The 25,684-nt window shown below is 63.6% G+C and carries 26 protein-coding genes; 10 read left to right on the top strand and 16 right to left on the bottom strand.

The features are described from left to right. The first annotated feature begins 202 nt into the window (after positions 1 to 202). The gene (locus tag JQ575_RS25140) at positions 203 to 490 is read left to right on the top strand and encodes a hypothetical protein (RefSeq protein ID WP_249166884.1); all 288 of its coding nucleotides are present in this window, start codon (positions 203 to 205) and stop codon (positions 488 to 490) included. Positions 491 to 515: 25 nt separating this feature from the next. Here JQ575_RS25140 and JQ575_RS25145 read toward each other — a convergent pair whose 3' ends face one another. The 3 genes from JQ575_RS25145 to mtgA form a co-directional block, all read right to left on the bottom strand. Beyond that, positions 516 to 1,163, bottom strand: a complete 648-nt coding sequence (locus JQ575_RS25145; protein ID WP_212035885.1) for a hypothetical protein — start codon at positions 1,161 to 1,163, stop codon at positions 516 to 518. A gap of 144 nt (positions 1,164 to 1,307) precedes the next feature. Further along, positions 1,308 to 1,493, bottom strand: coding sequence for a 50S ribosomal protein L32 (rpmF, locus tag JQ575_RS25150; protein ID WP_027540899.1), 186 nt, complete (start codon positions 1,491 to 1,493; stop codon positions 1,308 to 1,310). A 157-nt stretch (positions 1,494 to 1,650) separates the two neighbouring features. Further along, the gene (mtgA, locus tag JQ575_RS25155; protein WP_212035829.1) at positions 1,651 to 2,328 is read right to left on the bottom strand and encodes a monofunctional biosynthetic peptidoglycan transglycosylase; all 678 of its coding nucleotides are present in this window, start codon (positions 2,326 to 2,328) and stop codon (positions 1,651 to 1,653) included. A gap of 187 nt (positions 2,329 to 2,515) precedes the next feature. Here mtgA and JQ575_RS25160 point away from each other — a divergent pair, with 187 nt between their 5' ends. Together JQ575_RS25160 and JQ575_RS25165 are read left to right on the top strand one after the other, a co-directional pair. Then, positions 2,516 to 3,436, top strand: coding sequence for a polyprenyl synthetase family protein (locus JQ575_RS25160; protein WP_212035830.1), 921 nt, complete (start codon positions 2,516 to 2,518; stop codon positions 3,434 to 3,436). 1 nt (position 3,437) lies between these two features. Beyond that, positions 3,438 to 4,127 (top strand): DUF1345 domain-containing protein, encoded by a 690-nt coding sequence (locus tag JQ575_RS25165; protein WP_212035831.1) that lies wholly within the window; start codon positions 3,438 to 3,440, stop codon positions 4,125 to 4,127. A 107-nt stretch (positions 4,128 to 4,234) separates the two neighbouring features. Here the strand turns inward: JQ575_RS25165 and JQ575_RS25170 are convergent, their stop codons facing one another. Together JQ575_RS25170 and JQ575_RS25175 are read right to left on the bottom strand one after the other, a co-directional pair. Next, positions 4,235 to 6,052, bottom strand: coding sequence for a caspase family protein (locus JQ575_RS25170; RefSeq protein ID WP_212035832.1), 1,818 nt, complete (start codon positions 6,050 to 6,052; stop codon positions 4,235 to 4,237). A gap of 215 nt (positions 6,053 to 6,267) precedes the next feature. Beyond that, positions 6,268 to 6,696, bottom strand: coding sequence for a GFA family protein (locus JQ575_RS25175; protein WP_212035833.1), 429 nt, complete (start codon positions 6,694 to 6,696; stop codon positions 6,268 to 6,270). A 101-nt stretch (positions 6,697 to 6,797) separates the two neighbouring features. Between JQ575_RS25175 and JQ575_RS25180 the strand changes: the two genes are divergently transcribed. The 3 genes from JQ575_RS25180 to JQ575_RS25190 all read left to right on the top strand — a co-directional run bounded on the left by JQ575_RS25180 (position 6,798) and on the right by JQ575_RS25190 (position 9,257). Beyond that, the gene (locus JQ575_RS25180) at positions 6,798 to 7,172 is read left to right on the top strand and encodes a nuclear transport factor 2 family protein (RefSeq protein ID WP_211998201.1); all 375 of its coding nucleotides are present in this window, start codon (positions 6,798 to 6,800) and stop codon (positions 7,170 to 7,172) included. Between the two features lie 33 nt (positions 7,173 to 7,205). Next, positions 7,206 to 7,580, top strand: a complete 375-nt coding sequence (locus JQ575_RS25185) for a nuclear transport factor 2 family protein (RefSeq protein ID WP_212035834.1) — start codon at positions 7,206 to 7,208, stop codon at positions 7,578 to 7,580. Between the two features lie 69 nt (positions 7,581 to 7,649). Then, positions 7,650 to 9,257 (top strand): Na+/H+ antiporter, encoded by a 1,608-nt coding sequence (locus JQ575_RS25190; protein WP_212035835.1) that lies wholly within the window; start codon positions 7,650 to 7,652, stop codon positions 9,255 to 9,257. A 106-nt stretch (positions 9,258 to 9,363) separates the two neighbouring features. Here JQ575_RS25190 and JQ575_RS25195 read toward each other — a convergent pair whose 3' ends face one another. The 3 genes from JQ575_RS25195 to ispG form a co-directional block, all read right to left on the bottom strand. Then, the gene (locus JQ575_RS25195; protein ID WP_212035836.1) at positions 9,364 to 10,704 is read right to left on the bottom strand and encodes a Rieske 2Fe-2S domain-containing protein; all 1,341 of its coding nucleotides are present in this window, start codon (positions 10,702 to 10,704) and stop codon (positions 9,364 to 9,366) included. Positions 10,705 to 10,829: 125 nt separating this feature from the next. Next, complete coding sequence (locus JQ575_RS25200; protein ID WP_212035837.1) at positions 10,830 to 11,711, bottom strand: TauD/TfdA family dioxygenase; 882 nt, start codon at positions 11,709 to 11,711, stop codon at positions 10,830 to 10,832. Between the two features lie 207 nt (positions 11,712 to 11,918). Beyond that, on the bottom strand, positions 11,919 to 13,202 hold the full coding sequence (gene ispG, locus JQ575_RS25205) for a flavodoxin-dependent (E)-4-hydroxy-3-methylbut-2-enyl-diphosphate synthase (protein WP_212035838.1): 1,284 nt from the start codon (positions 13,200 to 13,202) through the stop codon (positions 11,919 to 11,921). Positions 13,203 to 13,468: 266 nt separating this feature from the next. On the opposite strand from ispG, the gene JQ575_RS25210 reads away from it, so the two are divergent. Continuing rightward, entirely contained in the window at positions 13,469 to 14,335 is an 867-nt protein-coding gene (locus JQ575_RS25210; RefSeq protein WP_212035839.1) for a sulfurtransferase, read from the top strand. 148 nt (positions 14,336 to 14,483) lie between these two features. On the opposite strand, the gene JQ575_RS25215 is transcribed toward JQ575_RS25210, so the two are convergent. Then, positions 14,484 to 15,425 (bottom strand): DMT family transporter, encoded by a 942-nt coding sequence (locus tag JQ575_RS25215; RefSeq protein WP_212035840.1) that lies wholly within the window; start codon positions 15,423 to 15,425, stop codon positions 14,484 to 14,486. A 32-nt stretch (positions 15,426 to 15,457) separates the two neighbouring features. Continuing rightward, on the bottom strand, positions 15,458 to 15,943 hold the full coding sequence (locus tag JQ575_RS25220; protein WP_212035841.1) for a Fur family transcriptional regulator: 486 nt from the start codon (positions 15,941 to 15,943) through the stop codon (positions 15,458 to 15,460). Between the two features lie 153 nt (positions 15,944 to 16,096). Here JQ575_RS25220 and JQ575_RS25225 point away from each other — a divergent pair, with 153 nt between their 5' ends. The 3 genes from JQ575_RS25225 to JQ575_RS25235 are packed head-to-tail and all read left to right on the top strand — an operon-like array spanning position 16,097 to position 19,312. Beyond that, complete coding sequence (locus JQ575_RS25225; protein ID WP_212035842.1) at positions 16,097 to 16,576, top strand: MarR family winged helix-turn-helix transcriptional regulator; 480 nt, start codon at positions 16,097 to 16,099, stop codon at positions 16,574 to 16,576. Continuing rightward, positions 16,569 to 17,750, top strand: a complete 1,182-nt coding sequence (locus JQ575_RS25230) for an HlyD family secretion protein (RefSeq protein ID WP_212035843.1) — start codon at positions 16,569 to 16,571, stop codon at positions 17,748 to 17,750. Before JQ575_RS25225 ends, JQ575_RS25230 begins: the two co-directional genes overlap by 8 nt. Positions 17,751 to 17,752: 2 nt before the next feature. Next, positions 17,753 to 19,312 (top strand): MDR family MFS transporter, encoded by a 1,560-nt coding sequence (locus JQ575_RS25235; protein WP_212035844.1) that lies wholly within the window; start codon positions 17,753 to 17,755, stop codon positions 19,310 to 19,312. A gap of 3 nt (positions 19,313 to 19,315) precedes the next feature. On the opposite strand, the gene JQ575_RS25240 is transcribed toward JQ575_RS25235, so the two are convergent. The 6 genes from JQ575_RS25240 to JQ575_RS25265 all read right to left on the bottom strand — a co-directional run bounded on the left by JQ575_RS25240 (position 19,316) and on the right by JQ575_RS25265 (position 25,550). After that, positions 19,316 to 20,239, bottom strand: coding sequence for a DMT family transporter (locus JQ575_RS25240; protein ID WP_212035845.1), 924 nt, complete (start codon positions 20,237 to 20,239; stop codon positions 19,316 to 19,318). 79 nt (positions 20,240 to 20,318) lie between these two features. After that, entirely contained in the window at positions 20,319 to 22,148 is a 1,830-nt protein-coding gene (locus tag JQ575_RS25245; RefSeq protein WP_212035846.1) for a tannase/feruloyl esterase family alpha/beta hydrolase, read from the bottom strand. 37 nt (positions 22,149 to 22,185) lie between these two features. Then, a complete protein-coding gene (locus JQ575_RS25250) occupies positions 22,186 to 22,926 on the bottom strand; it encodes an ABC transporter ATP-binding protein (protein ID WP_212035847.1) in 741 nt (246 codons plus the stop codon). 22 nt (positions 22,927 to 22,948) lie between these two features. After that, positions 22,949 to 23,692, bottom strand: coding sequence for an ABC transporter ATP-binding protein (locus JQ575_RS25255; protein ID WP_192736421.1), 744 nt, complete (start codon positions 23,690 to 23,692; stop codon positions 22,949 to 22,951). Continuing rightward, positions 23,689 to 24,687 (bottom strand): branched-chain amino acid ABC transporter permease, encoded by a 999-nt coding sequence (locus tag JQ575_RS25260; protein ID WP_212035848.1) that lies wholly within the window; start codon positions 24,685 to 24,687, stop codon positions 23,689 to 23,691. The genes JQ575_RS25255 and JQ575_RS25260 overlap by 4 nt, the downstream gene beginning before the upstream one ends. Further along, the gene (locus JQ575_RS25265) at positions 24,684 to 25,550 is read right to left on the bottom strand and encodes a branched-chain amino acid ABC transporter permease (RefSeq protein ID WP_212035849.1); all 867 of its coding nucleotides are present in this window, start codon (positions 25,548 to 25,550) and stop codon (positions 24,684 to 24,686) included. The genes JQ575_RS25260 and JQ575_RS25265 overlap by 4 nt, the downstream gene beginning before the upstream one ends. Positions 25,551 to 25,684: the final 134 nt, after the last annotated feature.

Raw genomic sequence — 25,684 nt, forward strand, 5'->3', positions numbered from 1 at the left:
AGGTGATTCTGGCACCTTCAGGATAGTGGTTCTATCGAATCAGAGGCTAGGCAAAGTTCATAAATAATCTGGAAACCACGTTTTACGGCTATCGCAAACCTTGAGGGAACCAACCGGGACGCATCGGCATAGGCCTTGCGAGGAGCTGATCGCAGTAGGGTGTCACGTCCCAAAACGTGACAGTTTTAGCCGGTTCAGTGCGATGCTCGATACCGAACGATCAGAAGATATCCTGGACGTAGACGTCTCCGACGCCGACGCGCCGGCCTGTGTCGCGCTCGTGCCGGTGACCCAAACGGTGCACTGGTCGCGGAAAGCGACCATGGCGCGACCCGACCCGACCTTTCTGACTCAACTGATCGCGACCGCCGACCAGGCCCCACAAACGCGCTGCTTGCGACGTGCCTCGATCGAGGATGCGCAGGCGGCCTATGGCGCACACCCCCAGGAACGCCGCAGCGTGGCACGGCGGACCCGACAGGTCATCTGAGCGAGAAATCTGATCCGACGACCGGTCAGCGCGGCGGCTTGTCCGGGGACGGCGTCGCACCGCTACCCGGCTGTATCCCCGGCGAGGGGACCTCCGGCGAAGCCGCATGGGGCGCGACAGCAGGTGCGGGCGCCGGTTCCGGGTGATCGAGCAACACTGATTCAGCGACCGATGCCGCGGGCGGCACTGTCGCTTGTGCCGGCGCAGGCTCGGGTTTCGGCTCGGCCACCGGCGGCTCGGCCTGCGGCTCAGGTCTCGGTTCAGGTTTTCTTGCGCCCTTGGCGGACACCGCAGGCGCCACGATCGCGCGCCGCCGCGTACGCAAGGCAAGGCCGGACAGGAAATCGACCAGCGCAAGCGACGTCAGCAGGAAATAGGTCGAGGTGCCGAACTTCGGCCACAGCACGAATTCGGCAGCGGCCGCGCCGAACACGATCAGCGACAGCAGATGGTCGGTGAGATATTTCGCGCCGGGACGCGCGCCCTTGATGACTTCGAACATCAACAGGAAGATGCCGACCGCGACCAGAACGTCGCTCAGCGTCACCTGCCATTCCACGCCCGACATCAGCATCAGCTTCAGCAGCGGCGTGCTGAAAGCGACTTCCGGCATCAGGAAGGCGATGATGTTGTAGATCGCGAGCGGAATCAGAAGCAGCGGAAATCCGACCATGGACATCGGCGAGGCCTTAACTAAAGGAAACTTGAACGCTCCTAAGGCGAAGCATCGCGCTTCGCCACCGGGAACCGTCTTACCCCATCCGTTGGCCGAATTCAGGCAGGCACGGCTGAACCGCCGCGCCAAGCCTGGGCCCGATCAGGATTCCTTCTTGGCCTTCAGAACCTGCCGGCCCTTGTACATGCCGGTCTTCAGGTCGAGGTGGTGCGGACGGCGCAATTCGCCCGAATCCTTGTCTTCGGCATAGGTCGGCTTCTTCAGGGCGTCCGCCGAGCGGCGCATGCCACGCCGCGAGGGCGATGTTTTTCTTCTGGGAACGGCCATAACGGTCCTCTAGGGGTGTTGTCGGAGGGCATCGTCCCGGGTAGCGGACCGCCCAGCGCTTCAAAGCACGGGCTGCGATGCCGATAAGGCCGCGCTTATAGAGGAAGGGATGACGTATGGCTAGGGTTTGCCACGGTTAAATCGGCCGAAAATTGGCTCAAAATGCACGATTTTCGCTCCAGCACCGCTGCAGCGCGGATGCATTGGCCCGGGCCATGTAGGTGCCGGCCAGACGCCGCACCCCCGGGCCGGGATTACGGGCGCTGCGCCTGACCGGATTGGGCAGGATCGCCGCCAGCAGGGCCGCCTCGCGCGGCGACAGGGTCGCAGCCGAACGGCCGAACGCGTATTGGGACCCGGCCTCGGCGCCGAACTGCCCGGAGGGGCCGAGTTCGGCGATGTTGAGGTAGATCTCGAGAATCCGCTGCTTGGACAGCACCAGGTCGATCCACATCGCCAGCGGCAGCTCCAGCGCCTTGCGGACCACGCTGCGGCCCGGCCACAGGAACAGGTTCTTGGCCACCTGCTGGGTGATGGTGGAGCCGCCGCCCGACACCTCGCCTTCTTCGTGATCCTCGATCGCATCCTGCAGGGCGCTCCAATCGACCCCGCGATGGGCGCAGAATTTGGCGTCCTCGGACCCGACGACCGAGCGCGGCAGCGACGGCGAAATCGCCTTGAAATCGATCCATTGCCGCGACACCGGCGCGCCCTTGAGCCAGCGCCAGGCCATCAGCGTCGAGACCGGATGGCCGGTGCGATAGAACGGCGTCACCAGATACGGCAACAGCAGCAGCGCCAGCAAAATCAGCAATAAGATTCGGACAAAGCGCAAATTCGGATGCTTCCGGTTCAGCCCAGCCGGCTCAAGGATCGGTCAACAGACCCCTTAATAGGTGACATCACCATGATTTTTCGCGGGTTTTCCAGCACTTTTAAGGCGACTCAAGCCGGGAAGCGGAATTGACTGACGCCGTGCCATCAACGATTGTCCGGCAAAATTGATCTGGAGCCATTCTTAAATGACGACCGCCACTGCCGATTTCACCAAACGATTGGATCAGACCGCCGAAGATACCGAGGCCCTGCTGGCGAAGCTGCTGTCGGATACGCTGTTATCAGACGAGATCGCGCGGCCGAAGCGGCTGATGGACGCGATGCGCTATTCAAGCCTCGGCGGGGGCAAGCGCCTGCGGCCGTTCCTGGTGGTCGAGAGCTCGGCCGTGTTCGGCGTTCCGCGCGACGCCGCGCTGCTGGCCGGCGCCGCGCTCGAATGCATTCACTGCTACTCGCTGATCCATGACGATCTGCCGGCGATGGACAACAGCGACCTCCGCCGCGGCCGGCCGACGCTGCACAAGAAGACCGACGACGCCACCGCGATCCTCGCCGGCGACGGCCTGCTGACGCTGGCGTTCGACATCGTGACCCGCGACGAGATTCATCCGGATCCCACCGTGCGCCTGCTGCTGACGCGCGCGCTCGCCCGCGCCTCGGGGATCGGCGGCATGGTCGGTGGACAAATACTCGACCTCGCCGGCGAAGGCCGGTTCGGCGACCGCGAACCGGTCGACGTGGCGCGGCTGCAGCAGATGAAGACCGGCGCGCTGCTCCGCTATGGCTGCATCGCAGGCGCGATCCTCGGCCAGTCCACGCAACAGGAATATCAGGCGCTCGACGATTACGGCCGCGCGCTCGGCGAGGCGTTCCAGATCGCCGACGATCTGCTCGACGTCGAAGGCGACGCCGCAGCCCTCGGCAAACCCGCCGGCGCCGATGCCGCGCTCGGCAAGACCACCTTCGTCACCCAGCTCGGTATCGACGGTGCCAAGCAGCGCGTGCGCGACTTGCTGGCGCGCGCGGATTCCGCGCTGTCGATCTTCGGCGCCAAGGGTGACGTGCTGAAGGCCGCGTCGCGCTTCGTCGCCGATCGCAAGAGCTGACGTGCCATCGCAGAAGAAGGAGCTCGACGAGTTCGTCGACCGGTTCAGGAAAAAGCCGGTTCTGCTCCGTGTGGTCTATGGGCGGCCACGCACCTTCTTCGCGATCGCAGTCGGTATCGCCGCGTTCTTCTTGCTGCCGGGCTCGCTGCGGCTGGTAACGCGGCTGCTGGTCGGCTGGGACATTTTCGTTGCGCTGTATCTGGTGCTGGTTTTCACCATGGTGTTTCGCAGCGGCATGGCGCACATCCGCCGCAACGCGGCACTGCAGGACGACGGCCGTTTCCTGATTCTGCTGCTGACGGCGCTCGGCGCGTTTGCCAGCATCGCGGCCATCGTGTTCGAACTCGGCGCCTCCAACCGCAGCGCGCCGGGACTTGTGCTGGCGACGGTGACCATCGCCCTGTCATGGGCGGCGGTACACACGGCGTTCTCGCTGCACTACGCGCATGAGTATTACCGCGGCGGCAAACCTGGCGGCCTGCAGTTTCCGAGCGGCGACCAGCATGAGGACGCCGATTACTGGGATTTCGTCTACTTCTCGTTCGTGATCGGGATGACCGCGCAGGTTTCCGATGTCGGGATTACCGACAAGATCATCCGCCGCACCGCTACCGTGCACGGCGTCATCTCGTTCGTGTTCAATACCGCGCTGGTCGCGCTGATGGTCAATATCGCCGCGAGCGCGATCTAGATTCCTAGTTTTGACGCGTTTTCTATCGCAGATAAGTCTACGCAATCTGCGTAAACTTGATTGCTACCGAACCGGTATGCACTTCGCTGGAAAACGCTATGCGCGCGTCAGCGGCACACCTGGATATTGCCGCCGCTTGGATATGGGCCGCCCGCCTCAAACGTCCTGAATTCGACGCGACAACCGGCGTTCGCAGAACGGCAGCCGGACTGATCGCATACGACCTGGCCAGATCCCCGGCCGGATGCCTGAGGCGATCCTTGAGGCCGGGGCGCGCTGACCTCGGGCCGCGGCCGTTCGCGCACCGGACGCTCCGGGCGATCCTCGGTATCGCGCTTGGCCACCGGCTTGTTGGCGCGGCGCCTTTCGCATTCATTGTCGTCGTTGAGCACCGAACCCTGGGCGCAAGTGATCCTGCTGCAGCGGTCGCCATCGGCCCTGAAGCCATGTTCGCAGACCAGCGGACAGACGCGTGACGGTTTCAGCTTGATCACATCGAGCGTATCGACGCTGGCCACTTTGGCATCAAGCTTGGTCCCGGCGTAACGGTTGAACAGCGTCAGCGAGCGCTGCGAAGCCGCGTTCCAGTCGCCATCGGCAGCGCCGGTCAGGCAGCCTACACGGCGCAGTTCGGCCTGCACCGATTTGGTGACGTCGGTTGGCGCCGATGCGGGGGGCAGGGCCGCGAGATTGACGGCCTTTTCCTTGACCGGTTCCTTGACAGGTTCCTTGGCGGGCGCCGGTGCTTCAGCCGCGAGGCGCTTCTGTTCGGCCGCCGCGGCCTGGTCCTGCGCAATCTGCTTGGCCTTTTCGGCGGCGATGCGCGCCTGCTCGGCGGCCCTGGCATCGGCATCAGCCTTCGACTGCTCCGATCTCTGAGCGCCTTCGGCGACGAGCCGCGCCCGCTCCTGCTCGGCCAGCCGCGCTTTCTCGGTGGCGGCGACGCGGATTTCCTCGGCGGCGATCTTGTCGAGCTGCAGCTTGGCGAGGCTGGCGTAGAAGCCGTCGGGATATTGCATGAGGAAGGCGTCGAGCGCGTTCTTGTTGCCGAGCTGAAGCGCCAGTTCATAGTCGCGGCGGGCTTCCGCCTGCGCGCTGAGCGCGGGCGCAGGCGCCGCCGCGGCGGGCGCCGGTTTGGCAGGGGCCGGCACCAGCGGCACGTCTTCGCCGCCGAGCGAACCATAGACAAACGGCTCCTGCCGGTTGCCGGTGGTCTTGAGCACTTCGTCGCGGACAAATCCGAAAGCGCGGCGCACGTCGAGCCCCGGCGTCGCGATATGGCGCGACAGCGCTGCTGTGAACGGGCTGTTCTGGCCGTCGCCATCCGCCGCGGTGAATCCGGCCTTGGCCGAATAGGCGATCAGCACGTTCGGGCTGCTCGGCTCCACCTTGGCGAGGCCCTGCCCGATCGCGCGCGAGGCCACGGTCCGCTTCATGGTCTTGGAGAACGGATTGTCACGGCAGGCGTCGAGAATGACGAGCCGTAATTTTTTGGCCGGCTCGATCGCGATCAGCACGCGATCCAGCGACAGGGCCTCGTCGTAAACGTCCGTGTCGCGTTCCAGTTTTGCATCCACCGGAATCAGATAATTCGAGCCGTCCACCTCGATGCCGTGGCCGGCGTAATAGACGACGGCGATGTCGGCGTCCCGGGCACGGTCGGCGAAGTCGCGCAGTGCGCGCCGGGTTTCGGCCGCGGGCAGATCGCGGCGGGAATCGACGACATCGAAGCCGGCCTCCTTCAGCGTCGCGGCGATCTTGGCGCTGTCGTTAACCGGATTGGCAAGCTGCGGGACATTCCTGTAGGCGGAATTGCCCAGCACCAGGGCGACGCGCTTCTCGGCAAACGCCGGCTGGCACACCGCCAGCAGCGCCGCGGCGGCAAGCACCCATCGATCCAATTTTAGAGATCCAGACCTGATCATGACGCTTCCGGAGCCTCGCACTTTCGCACCGGATATACCTATCATGGGCATAGGGCCGGCTTTGTGAGTTGGGTCACGAACCGCATCGACCCGGATCGCGCCGCCATTTTACCGCCAATCCGGCAAACAGGCCACGGGTTACCGCGGCAGGTCATGTTGACGCCAGGCTCATCCGGCCGGCCTCGACCGCCAATTGCTACGCCTAATCCGGGCGTTCAGCGCGAGACAACGTGACCCTGGTACTGCGGCAAATCGTCGGTGATGGAGAACCAGGGCGCCTTGGAACCCACGAAGATGTGGGCTGAGGGGCGGATCGAGGGAGCGTCGACCAGCGTCCCCATCGCGACATGGACGAAGGCGCCATCGCGCACCACCGAATAGAGCAAGGAGCCGCATCGCCGGCAGTGCGCGTTATGGCCGGCATCGTCGCCATGGATCATCACATTGTCGTCACCCGCGGTGATGCTGAGCCTGTCGCGCGCGATGCCGGCAAACGGCTTAAACGCCGAACCGGTTGTCCGCCGGCAATTCGAACAATGGCAATTGAGGGCATATTCGAATGAATCGGCCACGGCGTAACGTACCGCCCCGCAGAAGCATTCTCCGGCCAGAATGCGAGCATTCGAATTCGCTGAACCCGTCATGATTCAATTCCCTGCTGCGGTCTTGAACTCATCCATAGCGCAATGCATCTGTTCGTGGCTTACTTCAACTCGAACAATCCTGCATCCTGGGGAGGACTATTGTGAGCGAAGATCGATCGAGCGTCGAAGCCGTCGTCCAGAATTATTTCGACGGCCTGTATGAAGGCAATGCCGACAAGCTCGGCGCGATCTTCGACCCCACCGCCGATTTGCGCTGGGTGGAGAAGGGCGAATTGCAGGTGCTGACCGTGCCGGACTGGCTGGACCGCGTGCGCAAGCGGCCGTCAGCCAAGGCCGAAGGCAAGCCGCGCGAGGATTTCATCGTCACCATCGACCGCTCGGACGAGTCCACCGCCTTCATCAAGGTGCGCTGCCAATTGCCGCCGCGTTACTTCACCGACTATCTGGTGGCGATGAAGCTCTCCGACGGCTGGAAGATCGTCTCGAAATCCTATCGCTACGATCTGCGCGAGTGACCGCTGCTTAGGCCTGCATAGGAGGAACGATCCGTGAGCTACGACCGTTCGACCGTGGAAGCCGTGATCCAGCATTATTTCGACGCCGTCTACGAAGGCGACGTCGACAAGCTCGGCGCGATCTTCCACCCTTCCGCCGACCTGCGCTCGCTGGAGAAAGGCAGGCTGAAGGTCCTCGCCATGCCCGACTGGCTGGACTACTTCCGCAAGCGGCCGTCGGCGAAGGCCGAAGGCAAGCCGCGCGAGGATTTCATCGTCGCCATCGACCGTTCGGACGAATCCACCGCCTTAATCAAGGTGCGCTGCCAATTGCCGCCGCTCTATTTCACCGACTATCTGGTGGCGATGAAGCTCTCCGATGGCTGGAAGATCGTCTCAAAATCCTACCGCTACGATCTGCGCGGGTAGCCTCCTCCGTCCGCGGGCCCCTCCGACCGGATTGACGTCCGAGGGGTTTCCCTGCGAATTGGGGAGATCATGGACGCCAAATTTCAGATCTTCTTGATCCTGCTCGCCGTGCTGGCCGGGACCGCCCTGCTGGCGCGGCGAATCAATGTCGCGTCGGCCATCCTGATGATGCTCGTCGGCATCGTGCTCGCCTTCGTGCCGGGCATGCCGTCGATCGAACTGCCGCCGGAACTGGTGCTGCTGGTGGTGCTGCCGCCGCTGATCTATTCGGCCAGCGTCGCCATGAGCTGGCGTGAATTCAAGTTCAACCTCCGTCCGATCACGCTGCTGGCGGTCGGCTGCGTGATTTTCACCACCTTCGCGGTCGCCGCCGCCACGCATTACCTGATCGGGCTGCCGTGGACCGTCGGCTTTCTGCTCGGCGCCATCGTCGCCCCGCCCGACGTGGTGGCGCCGCTGGCGATTGCCCGCAAGCTCGGCATGCCGCGCCGGATCCTGGTCGTGCTCGAGGGCGAGGGCCTGGTCAACGATGCGACCGCGCTGATCCTCTATCGCTTCGCGGTGGCGGCGATCCTGACCGGCATGTTCTCGCTGCCGAAGGCCACCGGCACGTTCGGCGTCATCGTCGTCGGCGAGTTGCTGTTCGGTCTCGCGGTGGGCTGGCTCAGCCTGCGCATGCGCCACCGCGCCCGCGATCCGCAGGTCGAGATTACGCTGTCGCTGATCACGCCCTACCTCGCTTTCTGGATTCCTCACCATCTCGGCGGTTCCGGCGTGATCGCCACCGTCGCCTGCGGGCTCTATATGAGCTGGAACGGGCCGCTTTTGATCTCATCGGCGACGCGCCTGCAGGGCATCTTCTTCTGGGACCTCGTGATCTATCTGGTCGAGGGTTTTCTGTTCTTGCTGACCGGCTTCCAGATGCGCTCGCTGTTCGAGAAATCGAAGGCGTTCCCGCTGGACGAAATCCTGTTCGCCACCGCGCTGGTCACGGTCATCGTGATCGTCGCGCGGTTCGCCTGGGTCTTTCCCGCCATCTACCTGCCGCGCCTGCTGAACCCGCGCCTGAGGGCGCGCGATCCCAGCCCTCCCTGGCGAAACACCTTCGTGATCGCCTTCACCGGCGTGCGCGGCGCGGTGTCGCTTGCCGCGGCGCTGGCGCTGCCGCTTGCACTGCCGAATGGCGACGCGTTCCCGCATCGCGACCTGATCCTGTTCGTTTCCTTCGGCGTCATTTTCATCACCCTGGTCGGCCTGGGGTCAGGCCTGCCGCTCGTGGTGCGCTGGCTCGGGTTGACGCAGGCCGGCCGCGACGAACACATCGCCGAGCACGAAGCTGAAATCGCGGCGCGACGCGAGGCGCTCGATGCCGCGCTCAAATCGCTCGATGCGATCACCAACGACCGCGAACTGACCGACGAGGTCGTCAAGCTGCTCCGCGCACGGCACGAATCCCGCACCAACCAGTTGCCCGATTCGTTCGATCCCGACGTGCAGGACGCCTCGGCGGCCGGCACCGAACTGACACGCGAGCTGATCTCGACGGAGCGGAAATTCATTCACGCCTTGCTGCGCGACGGCAAGATCACCGACGAGACGAGGCGCCGGATCGAGCGCGACCTCGATCTGGAGGAAGCGAGCTTGAGCAATCGGGAGTATCGGAGGATTCCGTTGTAGTTTTCCGTCATTGCGAGGAGCGGAGCGACGAAGCAATCCATCTATCCGTTATGCCGTGACATGGATTGCTTCGCTGCGCTCGCAATGACGGCAGCGAGAGCGCCCCCTACTCCGCCGCAACATTCCGCCCGCCTCCACCGACGAACCCCGCCGCATCGCCGAAGCGCTCGATCATCACGGCGGTGAGGTCTTTCGTCTTGCTGGTCACGCAGGCGCCGGAGCGGACGGTGTAGCGGTCCTGATGCCGGGCATGCGGCGGCGCTTCGCCCTGCTGCAGCGCGCGGGCGGCCTCCATCACCAGTTTGCGGAAATGCATGATGCCCAAATCGGTCGGGCCGAGATGCTCTCGCGTCCGGTCGGCGATCGGGCCCTGGCTGTCCTGCACCGCAGCGTCCTGTTCGGAGACGCCCTTGATGCCGGTGTAGCTTTTCGTCTTCTGCAGCTTGCGATCGATCAGATAATCGTTCGACTTGTTGCGCAGCGGAATGTAGTTCTCGTCGACCTCCGACATCACCCCATTGCCGCGATCGTAACCGTCGCGCTCGGCCTGCGTCAGCGGCCGCTCCGGATTCCACGCATAGGTGTAGATCCAGCAACTGGTATCGGTCACCGGTACAAAACTCTGGCCGAAGATATTCTCACCCGGCATCGAACTCGGCGCATAGGCATGCACCGGCATCAGGAACTGGGCGATGCGCCAGTAGATGTTGTCGGACCCGGTGAGACGCCCGCCGGCGACGGTGAGGCCGGCCGCGTGCGGGCTGATCTTGATTACCGGGCGCGGGTCCTCGGCGATCCAGCGCATATGGTCGGTCGCAACCCGTGTGAGCGGATTGACAAAATGTTTCTTGATGTCGAGGATCTCGTTCTCTTCCTTCTCGAAGCTCAAATGCGCGAAGGTGAAATGCGCAGTATCGATCGAGCCTTCGAGCGCCTGCACCCAGTTGCAGTCCTGCCATTTCTTGGTGACGTAGCGATGCGACGCCGGCACCAGCGCCATTTCCAGCGCCGGCAATTCCGGCATCTGGTCCGCCGGACCCATATAGGCCCATATCATGTCGCCCCATTCGCGCGCCGGATAGGATTTGATCTTGATCAGGTCTTTTGCATTCAGATCGGGATAGGAGGTCGGCATGTCGACGCAATTGCCTGACGTGTCGAACTTCCACCCATGATAGACGCAGCGGATGCCGCATTCCTCGTTGCGGCCGAGCCAGAGATTGGCGCCGCGGTGCGGACAATACTGATCGATAACGCCGACCACGCCGCGCGTGTCGCGGAACGCCAAGAGTTCCTCGCCCATGACGACGATCTTCTTCGGCGTGCCGTCGGCCTCAGGCAATTCCGCCGACAGCAGCACCGGCATCCAGAACCGGCGCAACAATTCGCCCATCCCCGTTCCCGCCCCGCTTTCGGTCAGGAAGGCGTTGTCTTCGGCGCGGAGCATGGCGTGACCTCCCGATTTTATTTTCGTTTCAGCTCGTAGGATGGGTGGAGCGAAGCGATACCCATCACTTGTACCCGGCGTGAGATGATGGGTTTCACTGCGCTCTACCCATCCTACGGCGCTCATCACACCGGCCGTTCGCCCTTCACCGTGACGCGCGTGCCTGACCGCGTATGCGGCCAGTAATCCCACATCGCGCGATGCTGGGCGCAGCGGTTGTCCCAGAACGCGATGGCGTTTTCGGTCCAGCGGAAGCGGCATTGGAACAGCGGGTTTTCCGCGTGCTGATAGAGATAGGCGAGCATCGCGTCGCTCTCGTCGCGGGGAACGCCGATCAGAAAACGCGTAAAACCGCGGTTGACGTAGAGCGCCTTCTTGCCGGTCACCGGATGGGTGCGCACGACCGGATGCTCGGCGCGGGGATATTCCGGGCGGTCGGCCACGCCGTAATTGGCATAGAGCCCGCGATAGGTCTGCTCGCCGTCATGCAGCGCGGTGAGCCCGTCGAGATAGCCCTTCATGCGGTCCGACAGCGCTTCATAGGCCGCATACATGTTGGCGAACAGCGTGTCGCCGCCGCGCGGCGGGCACTGCCTGATGTAGAGGATCGAGCCCATCGGCGGCTCGACGTCGCAGGACACGTCGGTGTGCCAGCCCTCGCCATTGGCGCGCGGTGAATCCTTGTCGGCGTAGATCTTCATCAACGCGGGATCGTCGCCCTCATGCGGCGCGGCCGGATGGATGTGCAATTCACCGAACTGCCGGCCGAACGCCAGATGCTGCTGCGGCGTGATGTGCTGGTCGCGAAAGAAGATCACGAGGTTTTCGGCGAGAGCGCGATGGATTTCATCCATCGTGCGGTTCGACAGCGAGCTTGAAAGGTCGACGCCGGAAATCTCCGCGCCGATGATCGGGGTCAGCTTTTCGACGCCGATGGTCTCATAGGGTTCGCTCTCGCCGACGATGTGCCGATAGCGGGGGCCCTGCTTGCTGGAGAGTGAACTCATCGGGTGTCTCCCAATCATTATTGATTTGGAAGCATCGTAGCTCAGGCGCGGCGAAGTGCAATGCAAGTAGCTCGTCGTCCCTGCGAACGCAGGGACCCATAACCACAGGAGCACGTTGTTGTGAAAGCTGGAGCCACAGCCCGGCATAACCACAAAGCCCTGTGGTTATGGGTCCCCGCCTTCGCGGGGACGACGTGTGGAGAGAGTTTACTCCGCCGCCGTCACCGGCGCCTTGGCATTCGCCCCATAGCGCTGATCGATGTAATCGATCACCAGCGCCTTGAAGTCGGCTGCGATGCTCGGGCCGCGCAACGTTCGGAACTTCTTGCCGTCGACGAACACAGGGGCGGCCGGGGCTTCGCCGGTGCCGGGCAAGGAAATACCGATATTGGCGTGCTTGGATTCGCCGGGGCCGTTGACGATGCAGCCCATGACCGCGACGTTCAGGGCTTCGACGCCGGGATACTGCGTCTTCCAGCCCGGCATCTCTTCCCTGATGAAATCCTGGATCGAGCGCGCCAGTTCCTGGAACGTGGTTGACGTGGTGCGGCCGCAGCCGGGGCATGCCGCGACCAGCGGCACGAAAGTTCGAAAACCCATGGTCTGCAGCAGTTCCTGCGCGACCTGGACTTCCAGCGTGCGATCGCCGCCGGGTTCGGGCGTCAGAGAAATGCGGATGGTGTCGCCGATGCCTTGCTGCAGCAGGATGCCGAGCGCCGCCGAAGACGCCACGATGCCCTTCGATCCCATGCCGGCCTCGGTGAGGCCGAGATGGATCGCGTAATCCGAGCGCTCCGCGAGCACCTCGTAGACCGAGATCAGATCCTGCACGGCGGAAACCTTCGCCGACAGGATCATCTTGTTCTTGGGCATGCCGAGCTCTTCGGCGCGCGCCGCCGACAATAGCGCCGACTGCACCATCGCCTCGCGCATCACCGCCCGCGCATCGCGCGGGTTCGGCAAGAGCATGTTCTCGTCCATCAGCTTGGTCAGCAGTTCCTGATCGAGCGAACCCCAATTGGCGCCGATGCGGACCGCCTTGTTGTTCTTGTTGGCGATCTCGATGATGTCGGCGAACTGGGTGTCGCGCTTGTTCTTGAAGCCGACATTGCCGGGATTGATGCGGTATTTGTCGAGCGCTTCGGCGCAGGCCGGATAATCCGCCAGAAGCTTGTGGCCGATGTAGTGGAAGTCGCCGATCAGGGGCGTGGTGATGCCGCGCTTGCGCAGGCCGTCGCGGATGTGCGGAACGGCGGCGGCCGCCTCTTCGCGGTCCACCGTGATCCGGACCATTTCCGAGCCGGCGCGCGAGAGGGCGGCGACCTGGGCGATGGTGCCGTCGATATCGGCGGTGTCGGTGTTGGTCATCGACTGCACGACGATCGGGGCACCCCCGCCGACGGCGACATTGCCGACCATGACCTGGGTGGTTTTATGCCGGGCGCTGGGGCCGGCGACGTCGTCTTGCGGCGGTTTTTCGGGCTTGTTCATGGCGTCTCGAATATCAGGTTTTGGTGACATTCACCAAGGGGACGGGAATGGGCCAGCCGGCCGCACCCGAATTTGACTTTTATCTCTGTATTTTCAATGACTTAATCCGGCCATTGCGGTTCGAGGTGGGCGATCAACACTCGGCCTCCCCTGTCAGCTATATTGGACAGGAATCGCCGGATTGAAAGAGCTGCTTGCGCCGGGCAGCCCGGCTTTTCATCCGTCGCCGCACACCCTAGCATTGTTCAAATTAACCGGAGGTCAGCATGTCGGAGCTCATCAGCACGGTGGAACTCGCCGGCATCCTCGATCAGCCCAACCTGCGGCTGTTCGATTGCACGACCTATCTCGAACCGGCGCCCAAGGGCAGCGACGCGCCCTATATCGCGGTGCCCGGCGACCAGACCTTCGCGGCCGGCCATATTCCCGGCGCGGATTTTCTCGACCTGCAGGGCGAATTCTCCAAACAGGGTATCGAGCTTCGCTTCATGATGCCTGACATCGCGCAGCTCGAGGCGGCGTTCGGGCGGCACGGCGTCGGCCCGGACAGCCGCGTCGTGCTCTATTCCATCGGCACGCCGATGTGGGCGACGCGGTTCTGGTGGATGCTGAGATCGCTCGGCTTTGACAATGTCGCTGTTCTCGATGGCTGCTTCGACAAATGGAAGGCCGAAGAGCGAGAGATCGAGACCGGCGCGCCTAAGGGATACAAGAAGGCCAAGTTCAAGGCGAAGCCGAGGCCCGGCTTTTTCGTCGGCAAGGACGAGGTGCTAGCTGCTGTCAGGGATCACAGCGCCGTCGTCGTCAATGCGCTCGGCCCGCAATTCCACAAAGGCCTGGAGCCAAGCCGCTATGGGCGGCCCGGCAGGATTCCCGGCAGCTGCAACGTGTCAGCGGCAACGCTGCTCGATCCCGCGACGCGGGTCTTCGTGCTGCTCGCCAATGCCGAAGAGAAATTTGCAACGCAAGGCCTGCGCAAGGACAAGCAGGTGATCGCCTATTGCGGCGGCGGCATCTCGGCCACCATCGATCTGTTCCTGCTGCACCGGCTTGGTTACGACAACCTCACCCTCTATGACGCCTCGATGGGCGAGTGGGCCAAGGACGAGGCGCTGCCGATCGAGACGGATTAGGGCCAGTCGTCATGCCCGGCCTTGTGCCGGGCATCCACGTCTTTGCCCGCCATCAAGCAAGAAAGGCGTGGATGGCCGGGACATAGGCGAGCGCAAGCGACGCCGTCCTTCAGACGGCTATGCCCGGCCATGACGGGTCCATACCCCGTCAAACGTTAGGATCCGGCGCTATTTCCGCCCTCGCCGCTTCCGGCCGGTTGACGAGATAGAGCCCGGCGATCACCAGCAGCGCGGCGACGCCGAAGGCCAGCGTCAGCGTGTCGTGCAGGATGAAATACGCGGCGACCACGCCGAACAGCGGCGTGATGAAGGTGAAGGCCGACAATTTGCTGGCCGAATAGGTTTTCACCAGCGCAAACCACAGCAGGAACGTCAGGCCCACGACCCAGAACGCCTGATAGGCCAGCAGCGCCAGCGACAGCGGCCCGGGAATATGGGTGATGGTTTCGCCGGAAATCCACGCCGCAAGCGCCAGGATCGGGATCGAGATCGCCACCTGATAGCCGAGCCCCTTTTCTGCCGGCGCCTTGATCAGCGCGGTCGCCTTGACGATCAGCGTCGTGGTCGCCCACAGCGCGCCGCCCACGACGATCAAGAGATCGCCCATCAACACATTGGCATCGACATTGGCCTGGGGGACGCCGATCGCCAGCGCCACGCCGGCAAAACTTAAAGCGAGCCCGCCCCATTGCGAGGCGCGCAGCCGTTCGCCGAGAAAGACATAGGAGCCGAGGGCTACGAAGAACGGCGCCGTGTACAAGAACACCGCGGCCCGCGATGCCGACGTCAGCAGCAGGCCGCGGTAGATCAGCACGAATTCAATCCCGAAGATCATGCCCGCAATGACGCCCGGCCACAGCGTGCCGTCGCGCTCGAAGAATCTGACGCCGCGAAACCAGCCGATGATCAGCAACACCGGCAACGCGCCAAGCGAGCGGACCAGGGCCTGCAGCATCGGCGGCACGTCCGGCAGAACCAGCTTCACCGCGATCTGATTGAAACCCCAGCTGAGGCACAGCATCAGCATCAAGGCGATAGCGCCCGGGGTGAGGGCACGCCCGGCGGCAGAGATCACAGGATTGGACGACATTTATCCTCGTAGCCCGGCTTGGCGCCGCGTTCTTATTTCTGACAATGCGCGCAGGTGCCGGCAATCTCGACGACGGAAAGCTTTGGCGCAAAGCCGGAGGCGCGCGCCGCCGCATTGAGGCTTTGCGCCACGGGCGCTGCGGGAATTTCGCCGACCGAGCCGCAATGGTCGCAGATCAGGAACGCCACCATCGCGGTCGCGTCATGGTCGTGCGCGCAGGCGAGGAAGGCGTTGCGGCTTTCGATGCGGTGGACGAGGCCGTTTTCCATCAGGAAATCCAGCGCGCGGTAGACGGTGATCGGCGCCGGCCGCGGCATCGATTTGGCGAGTTCGTCGATCACCTCATAGGCCCCGAGCGGACGGTGGCTGGACAGCAGCGCCTGCAGCACCTGCCGCCGGATCGGGGTGAATTTCTGCGCCCGCTTGGCGCAAACCTGCTCGGCATGCGCGATCGCGTCGGCGGCACAACGGCCGTGATCGTGGTCGGGTGCGGGAAAGGTGGGTTTTGCCAGGGTCATTGCGTCAGGTTTGTAGCATTTTGGCGGGCAATACCAAAGCCCGGCGGTTCCGCAGACAGCAGCCATGTTCTGAGGGCGGAGCTGGTAACTGCTAACCCTGCATGCGGAATTCATAAGCAAGCTTATAATATCCAAAGCTTATGGAGGCTGGCGATGCGCGGTTCCGTCGATATGAACTTCCTGTTTACGCTCGGCGAGGTGCAGCGGATGATGCGCGCCTATGCCGACAAGCAGGCGGCGCGCTATGGCATCACCCGCGCGCAATGGGCGGTTTTGGCCAAGGTCGAACGATCCGAGGGCCTGAAGCAGACGGAACTCGCCGAACTGATGGAAATGCAGCCGATCACGCTGACGCGGCTGATCGACAAGCTCTGCGACAATGGCTGGATCGAGCGCCGCGGCGACGAGACCGACCGCCGCGTCAACCGGCTTTATCTGAAGAAGGCCGCGCGCCCGCTGCTCGGCAAGCTCAGCGGCTTGCGCTCCGAGCTCACCGCGACCGCGCTCGACGGCATCAACCCCGCCGATGCCCACCGGCTGCTCGCCCAACTCGACCTGATCAAGGAAAACGTTCGCAACGCGGTCCAGAATCCGCCCAGCGAACCGTCCCGAAAGGAGCAGCGTTATGGCTGATCCCGTGCTCAAATTTCCCCCTGAACAGAAGGCCGCCGAACAGAAGGGCGCCGAACCGACCCCGCGTCCGAAACTGGCCGCGGAGCCGCGCCGTCGGCTGATGGCCGGCATGCGCCGCTATCGGCGTTTCCTGCTGCTGGTGGTGCTGCCGCTGGTGTCAGCGGTGGCCGGCATCACCTTCTATCTCAACGGCGGCCGCTACGTGACCACCGACGACGCCTATGTCGGTGCGCAGAAGGTGCTGATCACGTCGGACGTGTCGGGCAAGATCATCAACGTGACCGTGAAGGAAGGCCAGCAGGTTTCGACCGGCGACACCCTGTTCCAGATCGACCCGGTGCCGTTCCGGCTGGCGGTAGCGCAGGCGCGCTCCAAACTTGACGACGCCAAGGTCAGTCACGACACCCTTGTCGCCAACGTGAAGCTCTACGGACAGACCATCGAACTGGTGAACGCCGGCATCGCGCTCAAGCAAAAGGACGTCGAACGCAAGAATTCGCTGGTCAAGAGCCAGGCCGGTTCGCAGCTCGATCTCGACAACAGCGCCACGACCCTGGTCACCGCACAGGCGCAGCGCCAGCTCGTCACGCAACAGCGATCCAACGCCCTCAACCAGCTGCTCGGCGATCCCGAACTGCCGCTCGAAGCGTTTCCGGCCTACATGCAGGCCAAGGCCGCGCTCGACGACGCCCAGCGCAACCTCGATCTGACCACCGTGCGCGCGCCGATGAACGGCGTCGCGACACAGGTCGAACAGATCCAGCTCGGCCGCTTCGTGATGGCGGGCAGCCCGGTGTTTTCCATCATCGACGTCGCCAACCCCTGGGTCGACGCCAATCCGAAGGAATCCGATTTCACCTATGTGGCGGTCGGCCAGAGCGTCACGCTCGACGTCGACGCCTTCCCCAACCACGTGTTCAAGGGCACGGTCGGCTCGCTCTCGCCCGGCACCGGCGCGCAGTTCGCGATCCTGCCGCCGCAGAACGCCACCGGCAATTTCGTCAAGGTGGTGCAGCGCGTCCCGGTGCGGATCTATTTCGACAGGAACGACAAGTTCGTCCGCAAGCTCAAGGCCGGCATGAGCGTCTATGCCAGCATCGATACCAACCACCGCCGCTCGCTCGCGCACCTGCTCGGCCTCTCGCCGGCTGCGGCTAACCACGAAACCGACTGACCATGGCGGCGCCGGGCCCGACACCAGCTGCGGTTCCCGGCCTGCGCCGGAACATGGTGACGATCTGCGCCATGACGGCGACGATCATGCAGGCGCTCGACACCACCATCGCCAATGTCGCGCTGCCCTACATGCAGGGTTCGCTGTCGGCCTCGCAGGACCAGATCAACTGGGTGCTGACCTCCTATATCGTCGCGGCCGCGATCATGACGGCCCCGGTGGGATGGATCGCCAACCGCTTCGGCCGCAAGCGCATCTTCATCATCTGTTCGGGCGGCTTCACGATTGCTTCCGTGCTGTGCGGCCTGGCGCAGGACATCAACCAGATGGTGCTGTTTCGTCTGCTGCAGGGCGTGTTCGGCGCGGCACTGGTGCCGCTGTCGCAAGCGGTGATGCTAGATTCCTACGCACTGCATGAGCGCGCCAAGGCGATGGCGATCTGGGGCATGGGCGTGATGATGGGCCCGATCATGGGACCCTCACTGGGCGCGTGGCTGACCGAAACCTATTCCTGGCACTGGGTGTTCTTCGTCAACCTGCCGTTCGGCATCTTCACCGTGCTCGGCCTCATGATCTTCATGGACGAGACCAAGAAAGACCAGGCGCTGCGCTTCGACTGGTTCGGCTTCACGGCGCTCGCGGTCTCGATCGGATCGCTGCAGCTGGCGCTCGACCGCGGCGAGCAGCTCGGCTGGCTCGAATCCAACGAGATCATCGCCGAGTTCATCATCGCCGGCATCGGCTTCTATTATTTCCTGGCGCATTCGTTCACGACCTCGAAGCCGTTCATCCAGTTCGCGCTGTTCAAGGACAAGAATTTCGTCGGCGGCTGCGTGTTCATGGCGGTCATGGGCCTCGTGCTGTTCTCGACCATGGCGCTGTCGTCGCCGTTCCTGCAGAACGTGATCGGCTATCCCATCATCACTGCGGGCGTGCTGCTGGCGACCCGCGGCTGCGGCACCTTCGTCGCGATGATGCTGGTCGGCCGGATGATGCGCTTTGTCGAGGCGCGCAGTCTGATCATCACGGGCCTCAGCATCACGGCTATCTCGCTGTTCTACATGACGGGGTGGACCGACCAGACCGGCGTCACCGAGATCGTCGTGATCAGCGTGCTGCAGGGATTTGGCTTTGGGCTGGTGTTCGTGCCGCTCTCGACCGTCGCGTTCCTGACGCTGCCCAATCATTTGCGCACCGATGGCACCTCGATGCTGACATTGATGCGCAACGTCGCGAGTTCGGTCGGCATTTCCATCGTGATCTCGCAGCTGACCGAGGGATCGCGGCGGGTCTATGCGGGGCTGTCGGAAAATATCAACCCGTTCAACCACGCCCTGCAGATGCCCAATGTGCGCGGCATGATCGATCTTACCACCGATACTGGCCGCGCCATGGCGGACGCCATGGTCAAGGCGCAGTCGCAGATCATCGCCTTCTCGCAGGACTACCAGCTGGTGATGCTGTTCGTCCTGGTCTCGATCCCGCTGGCCATCATGATCGGTTCGACCAAGGCGACGCTGCGCGCCCAGTCGGTGGCGCCGGATCATGCGGTGATCGAATAGAGGCTATCGCGCCTCGCCTGGCTTGGCCTGCAAGCACAAATACATGCCGCCAAGCGATAGCGCGCCGCCGATCAGATGGATGATTGTCGGCGCCTCGCCGAGAAAGAGGATCGACAGCACCGCGCTGACGATCGGGCCGAGATAGAGGCTGAGCGACGTCGATACCGCGCCGAAGCGCGCGCCTAGAAAGGCATAGGCCGCATAGGCAAACAGCCCGGGGACGAGGCCAGCGAAGAGATAGACGAGCGCGGCACGGCCGGTGAAGGCGGCTGATGGCGTCTGCCAGATTTCATGAACCGCAAACGGCAGCGAGAACAGCGCGCCGGCCGCCGCGAACAGGCCGATCCGCGCCAGGAAGCTGACGCCCTGGCCGACGCGATTTTGCATCAAGGTGTATCCGGCCCAGCCCAGCATGGCGAGCAGCGCCAGCAGATCGCCGGTGGAAAGGCCCGTCCCGACCGAGGCCTGTCCTTTGGTGATGATCAGGAGCGCGCCCGCCAGCGCGACCGCCATGCCGATGATTTGCCTGCGGGCAATGGATTCCCGCCCCGTGGCAAAGGAGAACAGCAGCACGACGATCGGCGACAGCGCCATGATCAGCGCGAGGTTGATCGCCGACGTGGTGATCCCGGCGACATAGACCGGGCCGCCGCAGATGAACATGCCGAGAAAGCCGGCCAGCGCGATGCCCGGCCACTGCCCGCGCAACGCTGCGGGCTTCTCGCGCAGCGCCATCACGACGACCGGCAGCAGGCCGAGCGCCACGATGCTCCAGCGGAAGAACGCGATCGAGAACGGCGGAACGCTTCCGGCCACGCCGCGCGCCAGGATCATGTTGGAGACCTGGGCGGTGGCGACCAGGAGGAAGCCGAGCAGGCCCAGCACTTCGTGGGTCCGCGCGCCTGTTCCGGTTTGTTGCTCGCTCATGGTCGATCGCTTCTGACATTCCCGGCGGCGCGATCACGCCCCGCCGCTCCTATCAGCTAACACATCGATCCGCGTTACTCTACCTGCAGCTGAAGCTGGTGGCCTGCGTCACTGGCCCACTACCGTTCCAGGTCGTATGTAGCGGATAGACGCAGATCGGATAGCTGATGCTCTTGTCGCGCGAGGTCAGGAGGATGTCGCCGGGCGCTTCGCCCTTCTCGACCCAATCGACCAGCGCGGTGAAGAACTGGTCCTGCTCGCGCGTCGGCGTCTGGTTGGCGTTGCCGGGCAATTTAGGCATTGGCACGGTGTCATTCTTGCCGCCGACCGTGTAGGCGCGGCCCTGTGAAGAGTGCGCGGCGCCCGGCACCAGATACATCCGCATGAACTTCGCGACCTCGGCGTGTCCGCCCATCTGAGCCAGCACGCGCTCATGATAGTTGATGTTGCCGGCGGGCGGGATCGCATCGTCGACGAGGCCGGTCCAGATCACCACCTTGCGGCCGAGGTCGCGCAGTTTTGCAAGGTCAGCCTTGTCGGTGATGAGGTTGCTGAACAGCGTCGGCTGCAGCGCGACGTTCTTGGCGACGGCGTCGGCCAGACCGGCATAATCGAGTTCGAGCCATTTGTTGCGCACGGCTGTCGAAGCGTTGGTGATCGGTATGGCCGAGCTCGCGCTGGCGTCAGCGGCATAGCTGACGTCCTGCATCGCCTGGGCAACGGCGTCCGCACCGGCGCTCGTGATCTGGCCGCCAATCCCGGTCCCGCGGGTGAACGCCCACCAGACCTGCTTGGGGCCGAGCGACTTGCCGCTGCGGCTGTCCGGCGTCTGGGCGGCGTCGAAACTGCCATCCGGTGTAGCGCCGTACCAGATCCGGTTCAGCGCCATCGCTTCTTTTGCGCTCATGCAGGTCGCGGCATCCGGATTGCTGCCGGTCACGCCGTCGCCGGCAGCACCGGCACACAGCGCCGCGGCGTCGCGCGCGGGGTTGTAGTTGCAGGCAAAGGGATCGAGCAGGAAGCCGAGCCCGGCGGTGTCGCAGGCGGCGACGGCGCGCTGGTTGGCGGCGGCGACCTTGGCGGCAAACGCCTTGGCCGCGTCCTTGTTCACCGCAGTGAAGCCGAGTTCGGTCTTCATCACGATCTGCGGATACAATCCGGACGTTCCGAACTTCGCGATATTCGGCGCGGGTTGCGCGATCAGATAGCCATCGTAGAGTTCGGGGTATTCCTGGAAGACCTTCATGCCCTGCCGGCCACCCTGGGAATGGCCGTCATAGTAAGTGTATTTGGGCGCCTTGCCGTAATAGACGTTGACCAGCGCCTTGGTCTTGTTGGCCTGCTCCACCATCGCGCGCACCGAGAAGTCGCGCAGCGACTCGGCATTGAGCTTGCCGTCGGAGAGGAATGTGAACGAGCCGTCCTGGTACCAGGGCTGTCCGGCATCTGACGTGCCCGACGCATAGCCGATATTGGCGTTGACGATCGCCGGGACCTTGCTGCCGATCTGATCGGCATAGCGATGTCCGCCGCCGACCCATCCGCCGCCGCCATAATTGCGGATGCGCTCGTTCCAGTTGGCAGGCGCCGGCAGCCAGACCTCGATGCCGATGCCCTCGGAGTAGGAGCGCGCGGTCTTGTCCTTTTCCGAGGTGGCGCCGGGGCCCACCAGCAACTTCACCAGGCAGATGTCTGCCGCCGCCGTTATCGGCTGCGGCGCATCGGGCGCCTTCAATTCCTCGCCCTTCTTCACCTGGCGAACCGCAACAACGATCGTCTCGGCGTCAGGCTTGAAGGCCGTCTTGATGCCATCGTCGCAGGCAAGTTGCTGCGCCAGGGCCGGCGTTATCTGGCCGCTGGCGGCGAGCAACAGTGCCGCCCAAATAAGTTTGCCCGGTGTGATCGACATCGTTCCGTTCCCCCAGTGATTTTGCTGTAGTTGTCGTTTATGCAGATGGCTGATCGATCGCGCCGCCGAGGAAGAGCTGGCCGACGCGGGGATTGCTGAGCACCTTGTCGGCCCTGTCGACGAGACGGGTCTGGCCGAGTTCGAGCACGATGCCGTAGTCCGAAATTTCCAGCGCCGAGCGCGCGTTCTGTTCGATCAGCAGGATCGAAACGCCGCGGTCGCGCAAATCCTGCAGGATGCCGAACGTCTGCCGAATCATGAGCGGGGACAGCCCGATCGACGGTTCGTCGACCAGCATCAATTGCGGATTGAGCAACAGGCCGCGGGCGATTTCGAGCTGCTTCTGTTCGCCGCCCGACAGCGTGGACGCCTGCTGCGTTGCCCTCTTGCGCAGAATCGGGAATCGATCGAGCGCAGATTCGATGCGCGCCGGCAGATCGGGGATATCGCGTCCCGCGACCACGGCGCCGAGCTCGATATTGTGGCGCACGGACAGTTCCGGGAAGATGTTGCGGCCCTGCGGCACGTAGCAAATGCCTGTGGTGAGCAGTTCGCGCTGGCTGAGACCGGTGACATCACGCCCCTTGAACGTGATCGTGCCTTCGCGCAGCTTCAGCAGGCCGAAGATCGCCTTGAACACGGTGGATTTTCCGGCGCCGTTCGGCCCGATCACCGTGGTGATGGTGCCCGCCGGCACCGAAAAACTGGTGCCGTTCAGGATGGTCATCTTGCCGTAGCCGCCGACCAGGCCTTTAACGTCGAGGATGGGTTCGCTCATCTGTGTTCCCTCATCCACCGGTTCAGTGGCCGAGATACGCGTCGATGACCGCGCTGTTGGCACGGATTTCAGCGGGCGTACCGATCGCCAGCACCTTGCCTTCCGCCATCACCACCACGCGCGAGCACAGCGACATCACGAATTCCATGTTGTGTTCGATCACGACGAAGGTGGCGCGCTTCTCGCGGTTGATCTCGGCCAGCCGCGCCTTGAGATCGCCGAGCATCGTCAGATTGACGCCGCCGGCGGGCTCGTCGAGCAGCACCAGCCGCGGTCCGCCCATGAAGGCCATGGCCGCATCGAGCAGTTTCTGCTGGCCGTAGGACAATCCGCCGGCCAGTTCACCGGCGAGATGGCCGAGCTTGAAGAACTCGATCATCTGATCGGCCGCCTTGCTGAGGCCCGCATCCGATGGACCCAGCAGCCGCGACAGCATGTTGCCCTGGTGCTCCTGGCCGGCGAGGATGAGATTTTCCCGCACCGACAGTTTTGGAAACACCTGAAGCAATTGGAAGGTGCGGCTGACGCCGAGCCGGTTCAAATCCGACGGCCGAAACCCGGTAACGACCTTGCCATCGACCTTCACCTCGCCGGCGCTCGGCTGCAACTGGCCAAGAATGCAATTGAACAAGGTCGACTTGCCGCAGCCGTTCGGGCCGATCAGGCCGAGGATTTCGCCTTCCTGCACGTCGAAGCTGACGCCATCGACCGCTTTGATGCCGCCGAAATTCTTCTTGATGTCGCTGATTTCGAGAACCGCGGTCATGGAGCCGGCTCCAGTCCTGATTTCGCGACCGCGCGCAGCGCGGAGGCGGCCTTGGTGCGGCGCTCGGTCAGATAGCGATCGAGGATGCCCAGAATGCCGCTCGGCGAATAGATCAGCAGCAGGATCACGGCGACAGCATAGAGCATCAGGTAATAGCCCTGGGTGAAGCGCAGCCATTCCGGCAGCAGCACCGCGATCATCGCGCCCAGGAACGGGCCGAAGAAGAACCCCGAACCGCCAACGATCACCATCATCAAGAGATCGAGCGAAAGGGAGAGGTTGAACGGCACCGGATCGATATACTGCGTCAGCGGCGCATACAATGTACCGGCGACGCCGCCGAGCGCCGAGCCGATCGCAAACGCCATCAAGGTGTAGCGCCTTGTATCGATGCCGAGCGAGAGCGCCCGCACCGGGTTTTCGCGCAGGGCCACGAAGGCGCGGCCCCAGGGCGAGCGGATCAGCCACCAGGTCGCGAACGACACCAGCGCCAGCGAACCGAGACAGACATAATAGAAGGGCAGCGGCCGATTGGTCGGATATCCCAGAATCGTCGGGCGCGGAATGTTGCTGATGCCGTAGATGCCGTTGGTCAGCCAGCTCTCGTTGCGGAACACCAGGAAGGCGAGCGTGGAAAATGCCAGCGTCACGAAGGCAAGATAATGATGCTGCACCCGCAGCGCCGGATAACCGAGGATCCAGCCGATCGCAAAGCACAGGACGATGGCAACGCCGAGCCCCGCGATCAGCGGCATCCCGTTCGCCGTCATGATCGCTGCGGAATAGGCGCCGATGCCGACGAAGGCGCCCTGCGCCAGCGACACCTGGCCAGCATAGCCCAGCGTCAGGTTGAGCCCCATCGCGGCGATGGTCATGACAGCCCATTGGCTCAGGATGAACAGGCCGTAGCGATTGAGGTACATCGGCGCGATGATCAGGGCCGCGATCACGACCACACCGAGCGCGATGCGCCAATATCGATTGAACATGCTCATACCGTACGCTCCTCAGCGCGGCCAAGCAGTCCCTGCGGACGAAGCAGGATGATGAGGATCAGGAGCACCATCGGCACGGCCGCGCGATATTGCGTCGAGACATAGGCCGCCGCGAGATTGTCGACGACGCCGATCAGCAAGCCGCCGGCGATCGCGCCGCGCACCTGGTTGAACCCGCCGACGATCGCGGCAATAAACGCCGCCTGGCCCAGCACTTCGCCGCTGGAAAACTTGGCGAGATAGATCGGCGTGATCAGCAGCGACGCCAGCGCGACCAGAAAAGCGTTGATCAGGAACGTCATCAGGATCATCCGCTCGACGGGAATGCCGATGATGCGCGCGACGGTCGGATTTTGTGCGGTGGCCTGCATCTGATGGCCAATGGACGTGCGGTTCAACAGCATGGTCAATCCGACCACTGCGGCGATGGCGAGCGCGAGTACGCCAACGCTTTGCAACGCGACCTGACGGCCGAGGATCGAGATATCACCAGCCGGCACGATGGAGGGAAACGGCGAGGCTTCGGCGCTGAAAAACTGTTTCACGGCTTCCTTGATGCCGATCGCCAGCGCCATGGTCGCGATCGCCAGCGGCAACACGCCGTGGCGCAGCATCGGGTCGACCAGCAGCATCTTGAAGCCGAGGCCGAGCAGCAGCAGCGACAGCAGCATGCCGATGACGATCGCGAGCCAGAACGGCGCGCCGACGTGCATCGCCGCCAGCATCAGGAACGCCGGCAGCATGACGAATTCGCCCTGCGCGAAGTTGATGGTCTGCGACGTCTGCCACAGCAGCGTGAAGCCGACCGCGACGATGGCATAGATCGCGCCCGTCGCCAGTCCCGCTATCAGAAGATCTAGCAATTGGACATGCCTTTACCCTGACCTTTACACCGACCTCGTCCGCAGGAGCGCGCTCTTGCGCGCACCTCTAAGGATGGCCGCGATACCACCTTGCTATCCATCCTTCGAGACGCTTGCGGAGTTTATCGTCGGGC

The organism is Bradyrhizobium sp. JYMT SZCCT0428 (assembly GCF_018131075.1).
In the GTDB taxonomy this organism is placed as follows: domain Bacteria; phylum Pseudomonadota; class Alphaproteobacteria; order Rhizobiales; family Xanthobacteraceae; genus Bradyrhizobium.